Below are 16,374 nucleotides of genomic sequence, written 5' to 3' on the forward strand. Positions count from 1 at the left end.
CGGTGGGGGCGGGGTCCTGCTCGGCCCGGTCAGGCGAAGCCGGTGGGCAGGTACTGGTCGATGTTGTCCTTGGTCACGACGGCCGAGTAGAGGGTGATCGAGGAGGGGATCTCCAGCTCCGACATCCCCGCGATGCCCTTCTTCTGGCCCAGTGCCCGCGCCAGGTCGATGGCGGAGGCGGACATGGTGGGCGGGTAGAGGACCGTGGCCTTCAGTACGGAGTTGTCGGCCTTGATGGCGTCCATCGCGGACTTGGCCCCGGCCCCGCCGACCATCAGGAAGTCCTTGCGGCCCGCCTGTGCGATGGCGCGCAGCGCGCCGACGCCCTGGTCGTCGTCGTGGTTCCAGAGCGCGTCGAACTGGCTCTGCGCCTGGAGGAGTTGGGCCATCTTCGCCTGGCCCGACTCGACGGTGAAGTCGGCGGCCTGGCGGGCCACCTTCTTGATGTTGGGGAAGTTCTTCAGGGCGTCGTCGAAGCCCTGGGTGCGCTGCTTGGTCAGCTCCAGGTTGTCGATGCCCGCGAGCTCGATGACCTTGGCGTTGGGCTTGTCCTTGAGCTGCTGGCCGATGTAACTGCCGGCGTTGAAGCCCATCCCGTAGTTGTCGCCGCCGATCCAGCAGCGGTAGGCCTGCGGCGACGCGAAGACCCGGTCCAGGTTGATGACGGGGATGCCCGCCTTCATGGCCTGGAGGCCGACCTGGGTGAGGGCCTTGCCGTCGGCCGGGAGGATCACCAGGACGTCGACCTTCTTGTTGATGAGGGTCTGCACCTGACCGATCTGGGCGGCCGTGTCGTTGGATCCCTCGGTGATCTCCAGGGTCACCTCGGAGTACTTCTTGGCGCGCGACTTGGCGTTGTCGTTGATCGCGTTGAGCCAGCCGTGGTCGGCCTGCGGCCCCGCGAAGCCGATGGTGACCGGGGTGCCGGGCTTGTCGTCGGTGGCGGCCGGCTGGTTGCTGACCGTGTTCTCGGTCTTCTTCGGTTCGTTGCTGGTGCAGGCGGTGAGGAGGGCGCCCGCCGACACGGCGGCGGTGCCGAACAACATCCCTCTGCGAGAAGTAACGCTCTTTTCTGGCATGGCAGTTGAACCCCTTCGTTCAAACGGGAGGAACAGGAACAAGCGCGAGCGTCAAGCCTCGCTGTCGCGCGTGGTGTGGATCTGGACCAGCACGGCGACGACGATGATCGCGCCCTTGGCGATCTGCTGGGGCGCGGTCTGCAGGTTGTTGAGGGAGAAGATGTTGGTGATCGTCGCGAAGACGAGGACACCCAGGACCGAACCGACGATCGTTCCGCGGCCACCACTGAGCAGGGTGCCGCCGATGATCGCAGCAGCGATGGCGTTCAGTTCGTACTGATCTCCGTTGGTGTTCTGCCCGGATCCGGAGAGGACGATCAGCATGAAGGCGGCGATCCCGCAGCACAGACCGGAGAGCAGGTAGAGATAGAGACGCTGGCGTCGCACGTCGATGCCTGCCAGCCGAGCCGCCTCCGCGTTGCCTCCGGTGGCAACGGTCCTCCGACCAAAGGTCGTACGGTTCAGGACGAGCCATCCCGCGATCGTGACCCCGGCGAAAATGAGGACCAGCGGCGGAACACCCAGGGGGTATTTGTCTCGGACGCTGAGGTCGAGTATCGACTTCAGGCTCACGATCTGCGTCTTGCCGTCGGTGATCTGCAGCGCAAGGCCACGTGCCGAGGCGAGCATGGCAAGGGTCGCGATGAAGGGCACCATGCGCCCATACGCGATGAGCACCCCGTTGACGAGGCCGCAGCCCAGCCCGACGATCACGGCAGTGAACAGAATGCCCAGGAAGCCATACTCCTGGGTTGCCAGCGTGGTCGCCCACACAGAAGCGAGAGCAACCATGGCTCCGACCGAGAGGTCGATGCCTCCGCCGATGATCACAAACGTCATACCGACCGTGACGACACCGATCACCGAAGCCTGGGTCAGCACGAGTTGGAGGTTGGACACGGCGATGAACTGATCCGGCTTGGTGAATCCGCCCACCGCGATCAGTACGGCGAGCACCCCGACGAGCGACAGATTGCGCACGTCGAGCCTGAGCCCGAGGGACGGCCGCGAACCGCGGGACCGGGGTGTCTTCTCGGTGGTGGTCACGGCTGGACCGTCCTGTTGCGCCGGCGATGCGGGCTGCGGCTGCGGAGTCATGGCGTCGGGCTCCCTTCCATCACGAGGTCGAGTACGCGGTGCTCGTCGAGCTCGCGGGCGTCCGCCGTATGCACGACGCGGCCCTCGCGGAGCACCAGCACCCGGTCGGCGAGGCCCAGGACTTCGGGGACCTCGCTCGATACGAGAAGTACGGCCAGGCCCTCGTCGGCCAGCCGGCGGATCACGGCATAGAGCTCGGCGCGGGCGCCGACGTCGACGCCCCTCGTCGGCTCGTCGAGGAGCAGGACCCGGCAGCCGCGCAGCAGCCAGCGGGCCAGGACGGCCTTCTGCTGGTTGCCGCCGGAGAGGGTGCGGATCCGGGCGTCGGGGTTGTCGGGCCGCAGCGACAGCTCGCGCGTGGCGGCCTGCGCCGCCTTGCGCTCGGCGCCCCGGTCCAGCCAACCCCCGCGCGAGAAGCGGGACATGGAGGACACGGAGACGTTCCGTGTCACGGATTCGAGCATCAGCAGCCCCTGGGCTTTGCGCTCCTCCGGCGCGAGCCCGATGCCGGCGCGTACGGCGGCGCGGACGCTGCCTGGGCGCAGGGCGCGCCCGTCGACGTACACCTGCCCCTTGCCCGCCTTGCGCGCTCCGAAGATCGTCTCCAGGATTTCCGAGCGCCCCGAGCCGACGAGTCCGGCCAGGCCCACGATCTCCCCGGGTGCGATGGAGAGGTCGAGCGACTCGAACTCGCCTTCCCTGGCGAGGCCTTCGACCCTGAGGACGGGTTCGACGGCCTTCGCGTCGGCGACCGGCCGCTCGGGGAACACGTACTCGACGTTGCGGCCGGTCATCAGGGCCACGACGTCCCGCGTCGGGGTGTCCTTCGCCGGAAGCCCGACGGCGACGGCCCGCCCGTCCTTGAGGACGGTCACCCGGTCGCCGATGCGGCGGATCTCCTCGAGACGGTGGGAGATGTAGACGACGGCCACACCGTCGGCGGTGAGCGTGGCGACGATGCGGAAGAGGTTGTTGACCTCGTCGGGGTCGAGTGCGGCGGACGGCTCGTCCATGACGATGAGGCGTACGTCGTGGGAGAGCGCGCGGGCCATCGACACGATCTGCTGCTGGGCGGCCGAGAGCGACCCGACGAGGCTTCCCGCGTCGATCTCCGGGTGCCCAAGTCGCTTGAGCAGCGCGGTGGCCGAGGTCTTCGCCGCCTTCCCCCGTACGACGAAACCGGCTGCCGTCGGTTCGTGTCCGAGGTAGACGTTCTCGGCGACCGAGAGGTGCTCGACGAGGTCCAGCTCCTGGTAGATGGTCGCGATGCCCAGGCGCATGGCGGCGATCGGCGACTTGAGGGCGACGGTGTCGCCCCGCCAGGTGATCCTGCCCTCGTCGGGCTGGTGTGCGCCGGCCAGGACCTTGATCAGCGTGGACTTGCCCGCGCCGTTCTGGCCGAGCAGGCAGTGGACTTCACCGGCGAGGACCTCCAGGTCCACGCCGTCGAGGGCGCGCACGCCGGGGAACGACTTGGTGATGCCGGACATGGTGAGCAGCGGTGGTTCTGGTGCCATGACGGTTCCCCTTGGGCGGGTGCAGGCCGGTTTCAGGGCAGGGCAGGGCAGAGCGCGGTGCTGGTGCGGTGTGCGTCGACGTGCTGTTCCGTGCGGTACGGCTCTCCGGATTACGCCGGCGAGAAAAGGTGGTCGCTGATGAGCCGGGCCGCGCCGATCACTCCGGCCTGCGGTCCCAACTCCCCCAGGACGATGGGGAGATTGCCGGTCGCCAGGGGCAGCGACTGGCGGTAGACCTGGGTGCGTACGCTCGCGAGCAGCGTATGACCGAGGCCGGTCACCCCGCCTCCGATCACCACCAGGCCCGGGTTGAAGAAGGAGACGAGTCCCGCGATGACCTGCCCGACCCGGTTTCCGCCCTCACGGATCAGGTCGAGCGAGGTGGCATCGCCCGCGGCCGCCGCGGCCGCGACATCGACGGCGCTGAGCCGCCCCGCCACGTCCAGGCGTCCCGCGAGTTCGGCGGAGAGTCCGGCGCGTGCCGCGTCCTCGGCGTCGCGTGCGAGCGCGGCGCCGCTGAAGTGGGCTTCCAGGCAGCCCCGGTTGCCGCAGGCGCAGGGGCGTCCTTCCGGTTCGACCTGGATGTGGCCGATGTCGCCCGCGCTGCCCGTCACACCGCGGTAGACCTCTCCGCCGACGACGATCCCGCAGCCGATGCCGGTGCCGATCTTGACGCAGAGGAAGTCGCCCACGGAACGGGCGACGCCCGCGTGCTGCTCCCCCATCGCCATCAGGTTCACATCGTTGTCGACCATGACCGGGCAGCCGAGCTCCTGGCTGAGCGCCTCCCGTACGGGAAAGCCGTCCCAGCCGGGCATGATCGGCGGCGCGACCGGCACCCCCTCGGGGAAGCGGACCGGTCCCGGGACGCCGATGCCGGCGCCGTCGAACCCTTCCGCGACCCCTGAAGCCTTGAGCTTGGCCGCCAGGGCGAGCACCTGCTCGAAGACGGCGACCGGTCCTTCCCGGACATCCATCGGGTGGTTCAGGTGCCCGAGCACTTCCAGTTCGGCGTTGGTGACGGCCACATCGATCGAGGTCGCCCCGATGTCGACGCCGAGGAAACGCAGTGCGGGCGCGAGCCGGATGTTGTGCGAGCGGCGGCCGCCGCGGGAGGCGGCGAGGCCGTCCGCGACGACGAGTCCCGTCTCCAGGAGGCGGTCGACCTCGACCGCCAGCTTGGAGCGCGAGAGATCCACCTGATCGCCCAGCTGTGCGCGGGAGTTGGGCCCCCCGTCGCGCAACAGGCGGAGCAGTCGCGCCTGATGCGCGTTCGCAGGTCGTGCCGTCATGCGCCTCACGTGCCCTCCCCGCCTCATCGGCCGTGTCCTCATTGGGCTTTGGAGGGGAACGTAGCAGCGGTTGCCCGGAGTGGGAAGAAGTTGCGCATGAATCAGTGACCACTTTCTCCACACTGAGGACAAAGCCGTCCCGAGACACCGCTCGACTATCGTGTCGCGCGCATATTCGATCTACGCACCGCTGGGGGAACACATGCCGACGGAAGAGCCGGCCGCGCGCCGGGTCACCACCCTGGAACTCTTCTTCGACCTGGTCTTCGTCTTCACTCTCACCCAGCTGACGGTGCTGCTGACCCACGATCTGACCTTCCGCACGGCCGGCCGGGTCCTGCTGATCTTCATCGTGCTGTTCTGGATGTACGGCGCGTACGCCTACCTCACCAACCAGGTGCCGCCCGAGACCAACGCCCGCCGGCTGCCCCTGGTCCTGGGCATGAGCGGCTTCCTGATCTGCGCCCTGGCGATCCCCCGCGCCTTCGACGGCGGCGGGGTCGCCTTCGGCCTCGGCTTCCTGCTCGTCGTCATCGTCCAGAGCTCGCTCTACGCACTGATCCACGGTCTGTACGTACTGAGCTTCGCGGTGCCCAATCTGACGACCGCCGTCCTCATCACCGTCGCGGGCACCCTCGACGGCCATGCGGCCGAGGCGCTGTGGCTGGTCGCGATAGCCGTGCAGAACCTCGCGCCCATCCTCTCCAGCCGGATCAACGGCGATTACGCGGGTGGCCGCAGCGTCGTCTCCGACCGGGTCGGTGCCCTGGACCCCGCCCACTTCGTGGAGCGCCACGGTCTGCTGCTGATCGTCGCGTTCGGCGAGTCCGTCATCGCGATCGGAGTCGGCACCGGGAACCTGCACCTCGATCTGAGCCTGTACGGAACCGTCCTGCTCTCCCTCGCCCTGGCGACCGCGCTGTGGTGGACGTACTTCCTGCGGGACGAAGCGCTCGCCGAGGCCGCACTCCACCGGGCCACCGGCCTCGCCCGCTTCCGGCTCACCATGGCCGCGTACTACTACTGCTTCGTACCGATGCTGCTCGGTGTCGCGGTACTGGCCGCCGGTGTGAAGAAGTCCATCGGCCACCTCCCCGAACACCTCCCGGCCGGACCCGCCGTCGCTCTGGCCGGCGGCATCGCACTCTTCCTGGCGGGCAACGTCGCCTTCCGCGCGGCGCTGCGCATCAGCCCGCTCGGCTACCGGGCGGCGGCGACGGCGGCCGTGCTCGCCACGATCCCGCTCGGCACGGCAGTGTCCGCACTTGTCCAACTCTGCGCCCTGGTAGCCGTATTGGTGGCTATGCTCGCGGCGGAGGCCCGCTGGGGCCACTGCACACAGCGCGAGGGGAAAACCGCATGATTCTGGTGACGGGCGCGACCGGCAACGTCGGCTCCGAGGTGGTCCGTATCCTGACCGCGGCCGGCGAAGAGGTCAGGCCCTTCAGCCGCTCCACCGGCGGCGACCTCAACGACCCCAAGAGCGTGGCCGCACAGCTCGACGGGGTGAGCGCGGTGTTCCTGCTGCCGGGGTACGAGAACTTCGCGGAAACCCTCGCCGAGATCCGATCGGCCGGCGCGGAGCGCGTGGTGATGCTCTCCAGCAGCTCGGTCCCCGGCGGCGACCTCAACAACGCCGTCGCCCGCTACATGATCGAGTCGGAGGTGACGGTACGGGAGTCGGGCCTGCCCTGGACCTTCCTGCGCCCGGCCGCCTTCATGTCCAACACCCTGCGCTGGCTCCCGCAGTTGAAGGCGGGCGACGTGGTGCGCGACGCCTTCCCCTCGGTGCGGGTCGCCTCGACCGATCCGTACGACATCGCGGCCGTCGCCTCCCTCGCACTGACCGGACCCGAGTACGAGGGCCACGCCTTTGCCCTCTCGGGCCCCGAATCGCTGCTCCCCGGCGACCGGCTCCGCATCCTGGGCGAGGTGCTCGGCCGGGAGCTGACCTTCACCGGCCTCACGGACGACGAGGCCAGGAAGGAGATGGAGGCGGCGATGCCCCAGCAGTACGTGGACGCCTTCTTCAGCTTCTACGTCGACGGGACCCTCGACGAGTCGCCCGTACGGGACACGGTGAAGAACCTCACCGGACGCGAGCCGCGCAGCTTCCGGCAGTGGGCCGAGGACCACGCGGACGCGTTCGCCCGGTAGGTGTTCCGCGGCTTCAGCGCCTTCGGCGGCTTCAGCCCTCTTCGCGGTGGTGGTAGGTGGTGCGGGTGTGCTCCGTGTGTGCCCGCATGACCGCCGTCGCGCGCTGTTCGTCGCGGTCGGCGATCGCGGTGATCAGCTCCCGGTGCTCGATCCAGGACTGCCTGCCGCGCTGGCGGGCCACGGGCTGGTAGTACCAGCGCACCCTCCGGTCCACCTGTCCGGCGAGCTCACTGAGGACGACATTGCCCGCCAGCTCCATCACCTTCGCGTGGAACTCGGCATTGGTGGCGACGGCGAGGTCTATGTCGTCCTCGGCGACCGCGTTCTCGCCCTTCGCGCAGAGCGCCTCCAGGGCCGCGATCCCCGCAGAGCCCGAGTTGGCCGCTGCCAGCCGGGCGGCCTCCGCCTCAAGGAGCGTGCGGACCGAGAGCAGCTGGTCGGCCTCCGCCTCGGTCGGCTCGTGCACGAACGCGCCCTGGGCGGGCCGCAGATCGACCCAGCCCTCCGTGTTCAGCCGCTGCAGCGCCTCGCGGACGGGCTGCCGTGACACCCCGAGATGTCCGGCCAGTTCACTCTCGACCAGATGCTGACCCGGCTGCAGGGCGCGCGTCGTGATGAGCTCGAGCAGCGCCTCGTACACCCGCTCCCGCAACGGTCCAGGGCGTTCCAGTTTCGGCACGGTCCCCTGCGGCAGTCCGGTGGTCAGCATCCCGATCCCCCTTCAACAGCACATCGGCGTAGAGCAATTGGCTATCGTCTACAGTCTACCGAGCACAATGGCCAGTATGCCGATGGGTTGCGGCGAGTGATGTACGCTTCATTCACTCGCGCCTCACGGGCAGCGGACGACCTGCCCCGCATAGGACAGATTTCCACCGAAACCGAAGAGCAATACCGGTTCGCCTGAGGCGATTTCACCCCGTTCGACCAGTTTCGACAGCGCCATCGGGATGCTGGCGGCCGAGGTGTTGCCGGACTCGACGACATCGCGGGCGATCACCGCGTTCACCGCGCCGATCTTGGCCGCGACCGGCTCGATGATCCGCAGGTTGGCCTGGTGCAGTACGACAGCGGCCAGGTCCTCGGGGGTGATCCCGGCCTTCTCACAGACCTTGCGGGCGATGGGCGGCAGCTGGGTGGTGGCCCATCGGTAGACGGACTGGCCCTCCTGGGCGAAGCGCGGGGGCGTCCCCTCGATCCGTACCGCATGCCCCATCTCGGGCACCGAACCCCACAGCACCGGGCCGATGCCCTCGCTGCCGTCCGGGCTCGCCTCGACGATCGCGGCGCCCGCCCCGTCGCCGACCAGGACGCAGGTGGTGCGGTCGGTCCAGTCCGTGACCTCGGTCATCTTGTCCGCGCCGATGACCAGGGCGCGGGTCGCGGCTCCCGCGCGCACCGCATGGTCGGCGGTGGCCAGGGCGTGGGTGAAGCCCGAGCAGACGACATTGAGGTCCATGGTGGCGGGCGAGCCCATGGAGAGGCGGGCCGCGACCCGGGCGGACATGTTCGGGGAGCGGTCGATCGCCGTGGAGGTGGCGACGATCACCAGGTCGATGTCGGCCGCGGTGAGGCCCGCGGCGGCGATCGCCTTGGCCCCGGCGTGCGCGGCGAGCTCGTCGACGGGCTCGTCGGGGCCTGCGACATGACGGGTCTCGATGCCCACCCTGGTACGGATCCACTCGTCGCTGGTGTCGACGATCTTGGCGACGTCGGCGTTGGTGAGCACCTTGGCGGGCTGGTAATGGCCGAGTGCGGTGATGCGGGTACCGGTCATGCCCGTGGGCCCCTCTGCTGCTGACGTCAGGAGCCCTCCAGTCTCGTCAGCGACTCACGGGTACGAGGGCGCGTAAAGCAACAGGATTCGGGCGAAGGTCTTGGAGGCTTCCGACTTACCGCTTATCCGCAGCTCACCCTCGTGTCATCCGGTGAAGAGCTGTTTGGCCTTGAGGACAAGCTCGTACAGACCGTAGGCGAGAGGCGCCCCGACCCACAGCCAGGCGAAGACGATCAGCCCGGTACGGCTCCGCTCAGGCGGGGTGCTGCTCGGTTCGGACGCCGCTGTCGTCATCTGCTGCCTTCCTCGGGGAGGGGATGTGGTGGTGGCGCGGGTGCACGGGCCTGATCAGTTCATTGGCGACGAAGCCGACGACCAGCAGGCCGATCATGATGGTGAAGGAGAGCCCGTAGAGCGTGGCCCCGCTCTTGCCCGCGTCCTTCTGCGCGTCGGCGACCCGGTTGACGATCAGCGGGCCGAGGACACCGGCCAGTGACCAGGCGGTGAGCAGCCGGCCGTGGATGGCGCCCACCTCGTAGGTGCCGAAGAGGTCCTTGAGGTACGCGGGGACGGTCGCGAAGCCGCCGCCGTAGAAGGAGAGGATCACCAGCGCGCAGATGATGAAGAGGGGCTTGGAGGAGTCGCCGAACTGCGCGATCAGCAGGTACATCAGGGCGCCGACGCCCAGATAGACGCGGTAGGTGTTCTTGCGGCCGATCAGGTCGGACGTCGACGACCAGCCGATGCGGCCCGCCATGTTGGCGGCCGAGAGCAGCGCGACGAATCCGGCGGCCGCGGAGACCGAGACCGGGGAGCCGGTCCCGGAGAAGAAGTCGGTGATCATCGGAGCGGCCTTCTCCAGGATCCCGATACCCGCGGTGACGTTCATGCACAGAACGAGCCACAGGCACCAGAACTGCGGGGTGCGGATGGCACTGTTCGCGGAGACCTGGGGTCCTGTGCCGTTACGTACCGACGGTGCGGCCGGGGCGGCGGGGGCGGCCGCGGGAGGGGTGCGCGGGACACGTACCAGGAGCACGCCCAGGGACATGAACAGCGCGTAGACGAGGCCGTGCACCAGGAAGGCGAGCGCGATGCCGTGGCTGTCGCGGCCGAAGGAGTCGAGCATCTGCGTGGACCACGGCGAGGCGATCAGCGCGCCGCCGCCGAAGCCCATGATCGCGATGCCGGTGGCCATGCCGGGGCGGTCGGGGAACCACTTGATCAGGGTCGAGACCGGGGAGATGTAGCCGATGCCCAGGCCGATCCCGCCGACGAAGCCGTACCCGAGCACGATCAGCCAGTACTGGCTGGTCGCGGCGCCGAGGGCGGAGATGAGGAAGCCGGAGGAGAAGCAGACCAGGGCGACGGCCATCGCCCTTCGCGGGCCGTTGCGCTCGACCCATCTGCCGCCGAAGGCCGCCGAGAGGCCGAGCATCACGATGCCCAGCTGGAAGGGCAGCGCGCTCTGAGTGCCGGAGAGGTCGAGTGCGGATTCGAGCGGGGGTTTGAAGACGCTCCAGGCGTAGGCCTGGCCGATGGAGAGGTGGACGGAGAGGGCAGCGGGGGGAATGAGCCAGCGGCTCCAGCCGGGTGGGGCGATCGGCATGGTCATGTCCATGAACCCTAAGAACAGCCAAAGGAGTTGGGAAGAGCTGCGACACCCCTTGTCGACCGAACTTGCATACTGTAGACAATATTTATTGACGCAACCGTGAGTGCGAGCGTCCCCTTCGGCATCCCTCAACCGATTCGGAGCCTCACCATGAAGGTCGCAGTCCTCGGCGCCGGAGCCATCGGCGCCTATGTCGGAGCGGCGCTGCACCGCGCCGGCGCCGACGTCCATCTCGTCGCCCGCGGGCCGCACTTGGCGGCCATGAAGCGGGACGGCGTCCAAGTCCTCAGCCCGCGCGGCGACTTCACCTCGCGCGTGCACGCCACCGACGATCCGTCCGACATCGGCCCGGTCGACTACGTCTTCCTGGGCCTGAAGGCCAACTCCTATGCGGCGTGCGGGCCGCTGATCGAGCCGCTGCTCCAGGAACACACCGCGGTGATCGCCGCGCAGAACGGCATCCCGTGGTGGTACTTCCACCGGTACGGCGGCCCGCACGCGGGCCATCGCGTCGAGAGCGTCGACCCGGGCGGCGCCGTCAGTGCCGTACTCCCACCGGAGCGGGCGATCGGCTGCGTCGTGTACGCGGCAACGGAGCTCGCGGGGCCGGGTGTTGTGCAGCACCTGGAAGGAACCCGCTTCTCGATCGGCGAGCCCGACCGGTCCGTCTCCAAGAGGTGCCTGGAGTTCAGCGAGGCGATGCAGGCGGGCGGCCTCAAGTGCCCGGTCGAGCCCGACATCCGCAACGACATCTGGATCAAGCTGCTCGGCAACATCTCCTTCAACCCGCTCAGCGCGCTGACCCGCGCCACCATGCGCGAGATGTGCGTGCACCGCGACACCCGCCAGGTCATCGAGGTGATGATGGCCGAGACCCTGGCCGTCGCCTCCGCGCTCGGCTGCCGCCCGGACATCTCGGTCGAGAAGCGCCTCGCGGGCGCGGAACGGGTCGGCGACCACAAGACCTCCACCCTCCAGGACCTGGAGAAGGGCAAGCCGCTCGAACTCGACGTGCTGCTCGCCGCGGTGGTGGAGCTGGCCGAGGTCACGGGCGTCGCGGTGCCGACGCTGCGGACGGTGCACGCCATCGCGGATCTGCTGTCCGTCTCGACGGCCGCCGCGATCGCGGCGGCCGCCTGATCACAAACCCCTTGCACAAGGCTTCCGTTCAGAAAGCGGCTACAGAATACTGTATGCAATGAGGAGCGCATCGGTGAAGAAACGCGACCGCACACCCAAGACGTACGCCCGGCTCACCCACCCGCTCGTACGCGACGAGAAGGGCGGCCCACTGCGGCGGGCCACCTGGGACGAGGCACTGGAGCGCGCCTCCGCAGGGTTCAGGGAAGCGCGCGAGACCCATGGACCCGACGCGTTCGCGATGCTCTCCTGCGCCCGCGCCACCAATGAAATGAACTACGTGGCGCAGAAGTTCACGCGCGTGGTGATGGGCACCAACAACGTCGACTCCTGCAACCGCACCTGCCACGCGCCCAGCGTGGCCGGCCTCTCCGCCGTCTTCGGCTCGGGCGGCGGCACCTCCTCGTACGCCGAGGTGGAACACACCGACCTCATAGTGATGTGGGGCTCCAACGCACGCTTCGCCCACCCGATCTTCTTCCACCACGTGCTGAAGGGGATCAGGAACGGGGCGCGCATGTACGCCGTCGACCCGCGCCGCACCTCCACCGCCGAATGGGCGGAGAGCTGGCTGGGCCTCAACGTCGGCACCGACATCCCGCTCGCCCATGCGATCGGCCGCGAGATCATCCACGCGGGCCTGCACAACCGGGCGTTCGTGGAGCGCGCGACCACCGGATTCGAGGAGTACGCGGCCCTCGTCGAGCCCTGGACACTCGGCCTCGCCGAGAAGGTCACCGGGGTCCCTGCCGCCGCGATCCGCGAGCTGGCCCACGCCTACGCCCGGGCCGAACGCGCGCAGATGTGCTGGACGTTGGGCATCACCGAGCACCACAACGGCACCGACAATGTGCGCGCACTGATCAATCTGTCGCTTCTGACCGGGCATGTCGGCCGGTTCGGCTCAGGGGTGCAGCCCCTGCGCGGCCAGAACAACGTCCAGGGCGGCGGCGACATGGGTGCCATCCCCAACAAGCTGCCCGGCTTCCAGGACATCCTCGACGACGGCGACCGGCGCAAGTTCGAGGTGGCGTGGGACACCGTCATCCAGCCGCGGTACGGAATGACCCTCACCGAGATGTTCGAGGCGATGGAGCACGGGGACCTGCGCGCCGTGTACTGCATCGGCGAGAACCCTGCCCAGTCGGAGGCCGACAGCGAGCAGGCCGAGCGCCGGCTGCGCGCGCTCGACCACTTCGTCGTCCAGGACATCTTCCTCACCAAGACCGCCGAGATGGCGGACGTGGTGCTGCCCGCGACGGCCGCCTGGGCGGAGACAGAGGGCACAACGACCAACAGCGAGCGGCGAGTTCAGCGGGTGCGTGCCGCGCTCACCCCGCCCGGCGAGGCCCGCGAGGACATCGACATCATCTGCGAGATGGCGCGGCGGCTCGGCCACGACTGGAAGTTCGCCGACTCCGAAAGCGTATGGAACGAGCTGCGGGCGCTGTCCCCCGACCACTTCGGGATGACGTACGACCGCCTCGAGGAGCAGCAGGGTCTGCAGTGGCCCTGCCCGGATCTGTCGGAACTCCCTTCGACCTTCCTGCACGGGCGGCTCTGGGAGCCCGAGTTGGCCGACCGCGGGCGCCTCGCCCCCTTCGGCCTGGTCCAGCACGATCCTCCGGTCGACCTGACGGACGAGGAGTATCCGATCCGGCTCACGACGGGACGGCGTCTCGACTCGTACAACACCGGTGTCCAGAGCGGGAGTTTCGCCTCCCCGCTGCGGCGCGGCGAGTACGTCGAGCTGTGCCCGGAGGACGCCGAGCACTACGGGGTCGCGGTGGGCCAGGAGGTGCGCGTCGTCTCACGGCGCGGGGCCGTGACCGCCCCGGTGTGGGTGGACCCCGCGCTACGGCCCGGGCTGGCCTTCATGACCATGCACTTTCCGGATGAGGTGGACACCAACCAGCTGACGATCGAGGCCAATTGCCCGATCGCGGGGACGGCGGAGTTCAAGGCGTCCGCGATACGGATCGAGAGGAGCTGAACCAGTGGACCTGCACTTCGGCGACAGCAAGCCGACGGACGAGGAGCGAGCGGCCGTCGATGCGCTGCTCGGACCGCCCGAGTCGGCGTGGGAGGGCGCGGAGGACCGTACGGATGCGGATCTGCGCTGGGCGCGCGGCGGGCGGGCGGCGCGCGAGCGCCGGGACCAGCTGTTGCCGGGGCTGCACGCGATCAACGACCGGGTGGGGTGGATCAGCGAGGGGGCCCTGGACTATCTGTGCCGCCGGCTGACGGTGCCGCCTGCGGAGGCGTACGGGGTCGCGACGTTCTACGCGATGTTCGCGGTGAAGCCGCGGCCCGCGAAGGTGGTGCATGTCTGTACGGATCTGGCGTGTGCGGCGAAGGGTGCCGCGAAGGTGTGTGCGGGTCTTGAGGCCCGGCTGGGTGCGGCCGGGGCGGCGGCCGGGGGCGGTGTGGTCTGGCAGGAGAGCCCCTGCCTCGGGCTCTGCGAACGTGCCCCGGCGGCGCTGGTGATCCAGGCGGGGGTCCCTGCGGGGCCTCTCCGCCCGTACGCCACCGCGGTCATCGGACCCGCCACTCCCGACGCCGTCGTCCTCGCCGCGACCGCGCCGGAAGCCGCTCCGGGCGAACCTGCCGCCACCATGGCCGTCCCCCAGGCCGGCCAGCAAGGCCTGACCCTTCTGCGCAGGGTCGGGGTCGTCGACCCCGCCTCCCTCGACGACTACCGCGCCTACGGCGGCTACACCGCCCTGCGCCGCGCCTTCGACCTCGGCCCCACCGACGTCATCCGCGAGGTGACCGACGCCGGGCTCGTCGGGCGCGGCGGTGCCGCCTTCCCCACCGGGCGCAAGTGGCAGGCCACCGCGTCCCAGGCCGAAGGCCCCCACTACGTCGTCTGCAACGCCGACGAGTCGGAGCCCGGCACCTTCAAGGACCGGGTGGTCATGGAGGGGGATCCGTACTCCCTCATCGAGGCGATGACCATCGCCGGATACGCGACCGGGGCGCACCTCGGCTACCTCTACATCCGAGGCGAATACCCGCGCGCGACACGCCGGTTGGAGCACGCCATCGCCCAGGCCCGCGCCCGCGGCTTCCTCGGCGACGACGTCCTCGGGCAGGGTTACGCCTTCGACATCGAGCTCCGGCGCGGCGCGGGCGCATACATCTGCGGTGAGGAGACCGCCCTCTTCAACTCCATCGAGGGGTACCGGGGCGAGCCCCGCTCCAAGCCTCCCTTCCCCGTGGAGAAGGGCCTCTTCGGCAAGCCCACCGCCGCCAACAACGTCGAGACCCTCGTCAATGTCCTGCCGATCCTCAGCCAGGGCGCAGCCGCTTTCCGCGCGGCCGAGAGCAAGCTCTTCTGCGTCTCGGGCAATGTGGAACGCCCCGGAATCTACGAACTCCCCTTCGGCGCCACGCTAGGCGAGCTCCTCGACCTCGCGGGCAGGCCCGAGACCCTCAAGGCCGTTCTCCTCGGCGGCGCGGCAGGCGGTTTCGTACGGCCCGACGAAATGGACATCCCCCTCACCTTCGAGGGCACTCGAGCCGCCGGCACCACCCTCGGCTCCGGCGTCGTGCTCGCCTTCGACGGGACCGTGCCACTGCCCCGGCTCCTCCTCCGCATCGCCGAGTTCTTCCGCGACGAGTCCTGCGGGCAGTGCGTGCCGTGCCGCGTCGGGACCGTGCGGCAGGAGGAGGCGCTGCACCGGATCCTGGACCGTACGGGAGCCGAGGCCGCCACCGACATCGCCCTGCTGCGCGAGGTCGGCCGGGCCATGAAGGACGCCTCGATCTGCGGTCTCGGCCAGACCGCGTGGAATGCCGTCGAGTCCGCCATCGACCGACTGGGAGCGTACAAGTGACCGTCACACCCCTCGGAATCCCGCGCCGGCTCATCGAGTTCACCCTCGACGGCCAGGAGATCCGCGTCCCGGAAGGGTCGACCCTCCTGGAGGCCTGCCGGGGCGCGGGCAAGGACATCCCGACGCTCTGCGAGGGTGACACCCTCACCCCGAAGAACGCCTGCCGGGTCTGTGTCGTCGAGGTCGAGGGCGCCCGTACGCTCGCCCCGGCCTGCTCGCGCCGTGCCGAGGCGGGCATGGAGGTGCGCACGGACACCGAGCGCGCCCGGCACAGCCGCAAGGTCGTCCTTGAGCTCCTCGCCTCCTCCACCGATCTCTCGACGACGCCCCGCGCCGCCGAGTGGATCAAGGAGTACGAGGCGAAGCCCGGCCGGTTCGGGGCCGACGCCGCGCGTCTCAATGAAGAGCCCAAGATCGACAACGACCTCTATGTCCGCGACTACGACAAGTGCATCCAATGCTACAAGTGCGTGGACGCCTGCGGCGAGCAGTGGCAGAACAGCTTCGCGATCTCGGTCGCCGGCCGCGGTTTCGACGCCCGTATCTCCACCGAGCACGACGCCCCGCTCACCGATTCCGCCTGCGTGTACTGCGGAAACTGCATCGAGGTCTGTCCGACCGGAGCCCTCAGCTTCAAGTCGGAGTTCGACATGCGCGAGGCGGGCACCTGGAGGGAGGAGGAGCAGACGGAGACCACCACGGTCTGCGCCTACTGCGGGGTGGGCTGCAACCTCACGCTGCATGTCCAGGAGAATGAGATCGTCAAGGTCACCTCGCCGCACGACAACCCGGTGACCCACGGCAACCTCTGCATCAAGGGCCGTTTCGGCTACCAGCACGTACAACAGCGCTGATTTCAA

General features: G+C 69.1%; 14 protein-coding genes. 6 read left to right on the plus strand and 8 right to left on the minus strand.

Translation table 11 applies throughout. The features are described 5' to 3' along the window. Positions 1–29: 29 nt before the first annotated feature. From AB0H78_RS05630 to AB0H78_RS05645, 4 genes are all read right to left on the minus strand, one after another. The gene (locus AB0H78_RS05630; RefSeq protein ID WP_363232954.1) at positions 30–1,079 is read right to left on the minus strand and encodes a substrate-binding domain-containing protein; all 1,050 of its coding nucleotides are present in this window, start codon (positions 1,077–1,079) and stop codon (positions 30–32) included. Between the two features lie 51 nt (positions 1,080–1,130). After that, the gene (locus tag AB0H78_RS05635) at positions 1,131–2,177 is read right to left on the minus strand and encodes an ABC transporter permease (protein WP_363232955.1); all 1,047 of its coding nucleotides are present in this window, start codon (positions 2,175–2,177) and stop codon (positions 1,131–1,133) included. Beyond that, positions 2,174–3,694: a sugar ABC transporter ATP-binding protein gene (locus tag AB0H78_RS05640; RefSeq protein WP_363232956.1), complete on the minus strand. Its 1,521-nt coding sequence runs from the start codon at positions 3,692–3,694 to the stop codon at positions 2,174–2,176. Before AB0H78_RS05640 ends, AB0H78_RS05635 begins: the two co-directional genes overlap by 4 nt. A gap of 110 nt (positions 3,695–3,804) precedes the next feature. Next, the gene (locus tag AB0H78_RS05645; RefSeq protein WP_363232957.1) at positions 3,805–4,986 is read right to left on the minus strand and encodes an ROK family transcriptional regulator; all 1,182 of its coding nucleotides are present in this window, start codon (positions 4,984–4,986) and stop codon (positions 3,805–3,807) included. 202 nt (positions 4,987–5,188) lie between these two features. On the opposite strand from AB0H78_RS05645, the gene AB0H78_RS05650 reads away from it, so the two are divergent. Then, on the plus strand, positions 5,189–6,349 hold the full coding sequence (locus AB0H78_RS05650; protein ID WP_363232958.1) for a low temperature requirement protein A: 1,161 nt from the start codon (positions 5,189–5,191) through the stop codon (positions 6,347–6,349). Continuing rightward, a complete protein-coding gene (locus AB0H78_RS05655) occupies positions 6,346–7,143 on the plus strand; it encodes an NAD(P)H-binding protein (RefSeq protein WP_363232959.1) in 798 nt (265 codons plus the stop codon). The genes AB0H78_RS05650 and AB0H78_RS05655 overlap by 4 nt, the downstream gene beginning before the upstream one ends. 31 nt (positions 7,144–7,174) lie before the next feature. On the opposite strand, the gene AB0H78_RS05660 is transcribed toward AB0H78_RS05655, so the two are convergent. The 4 genes from AB0H78_RS05660 to AB0H78_RS05675 form a co-directional block, all read right to left on the minus strand. Beyond that, complete coding sequence (locus AB0H78_RS05660) at positions 7,175–7,852, minus strand: GntR family transcriptional regulator (protein WP_363232960.1); 678 nt, start codon at positions 7,850–7,852, stop codon at positions 7,175–7,177. 123 nt (positions 7,853–7,975) lie between these two features. Continuing rightward, entirely contained in the window at positions 7,976–8,920 is a 945-nt protein-coding gene (locus tag AB0H78_RS05665; protein ID WP_363232961.1) for a beta-ketoacyl-ACP synthase III, read from the minus strand. Between the two features lie 144 nt (positions 8,921–9,064). After that, positions 9,065–9,214 carry a hypothetical protein gene (locus AB0H78_RS05670; RefSeq protein WP_363232962.1) on the minus strand — a complete coding sequence of 50 codons (150 nt, stop codon included), beginning with the start codon at positions 9,212–9,214 and terminating at the stop codon, positions 9,065–9,067. Then, positions 9,174–10,535, minus strand: coding sequence for an OFA family MFS transporter (locus AB0H78_RS05675; protein WP_363232963.1), 1,362 nt, complete (start codon positions 10,533–10,535; stop codon positions 9,174–9,176). The genes AB0H78_RS05670 and AB0H78_RS05675 overlap by 41 nt, the downstream gene beginning before the upstream one ends. Positions 10,536–10,685: 150 nt before the next feature. On the opposite strand from AB0H78_RS05675, the gene AB0H78_RS05680 reads away from it, so the two are divergent. The 4 genes from AB0H78_RS05680 (at position 10,686) to AB0H78_RS05695 (ending at position 16,368) form a co-directional block, all read left to right on the plus strand. Next, positions 10,686–11,675, plus strand: coding sequence for a 2-dehydropantoate 2-reductase (locus AB0H78_RS05680; RefSeq protein WP_363232964.1), 990 nt, complete (start codon positions 10,686–10,688; stop codon positions 11,673–11,675). 73 nt (positions 11,676–11,748) lie between these two features. Beyond that, entirely contained in the window at positions 11,749–13,668 is a 1,920-nt protein-coding gene (locus AB0H78_RS05685) for a molybdopterin-dependent oxidoreductase (RefSeq protein WP_363232965.1), read from the plus strand. 4 nt (positions 13,669–13,672) lie between these two features. Further along, positions 13,673–15,514 (plus strand): NAD(P)H-dependent oxidoreductase subunit E, encoded by a 1,842-nt coding sequence (locus AB0H78_RS05690; protein ID WP_363232966.1) that lies wholly within the window; start codon positions 13,673–13,675, stop codon positions 15,512–15,514. Next, the gene (locus AB0H78_RS05695) at positions 15,511–16,368 is read left to right on the plus strand and encodes a 2Fe-2S iron-sulfur cluster-binding protein (RefSeq protein WP_363232967.1); all 858 of its coding nucleotides are present in this window, start codon (positions 15,511–15,513) and stop codon (positions 16,366–16,368) included. Before AB0H78_RS05690 ends, AB0H78_RS05695 begins: the two co-directional genes overlap by 4 nt. Positions 16,369–16,374: the final 6 nt, after the last annotated feature.

This window comes from Streptomyces sp. NPDC050738 (genome assembly GCF_040654175.1).
GTDB lineage: Bacteria > Actinomycetota > Actinomycetes > Streptomycetales > Streptomycetaceae > Streptomyces.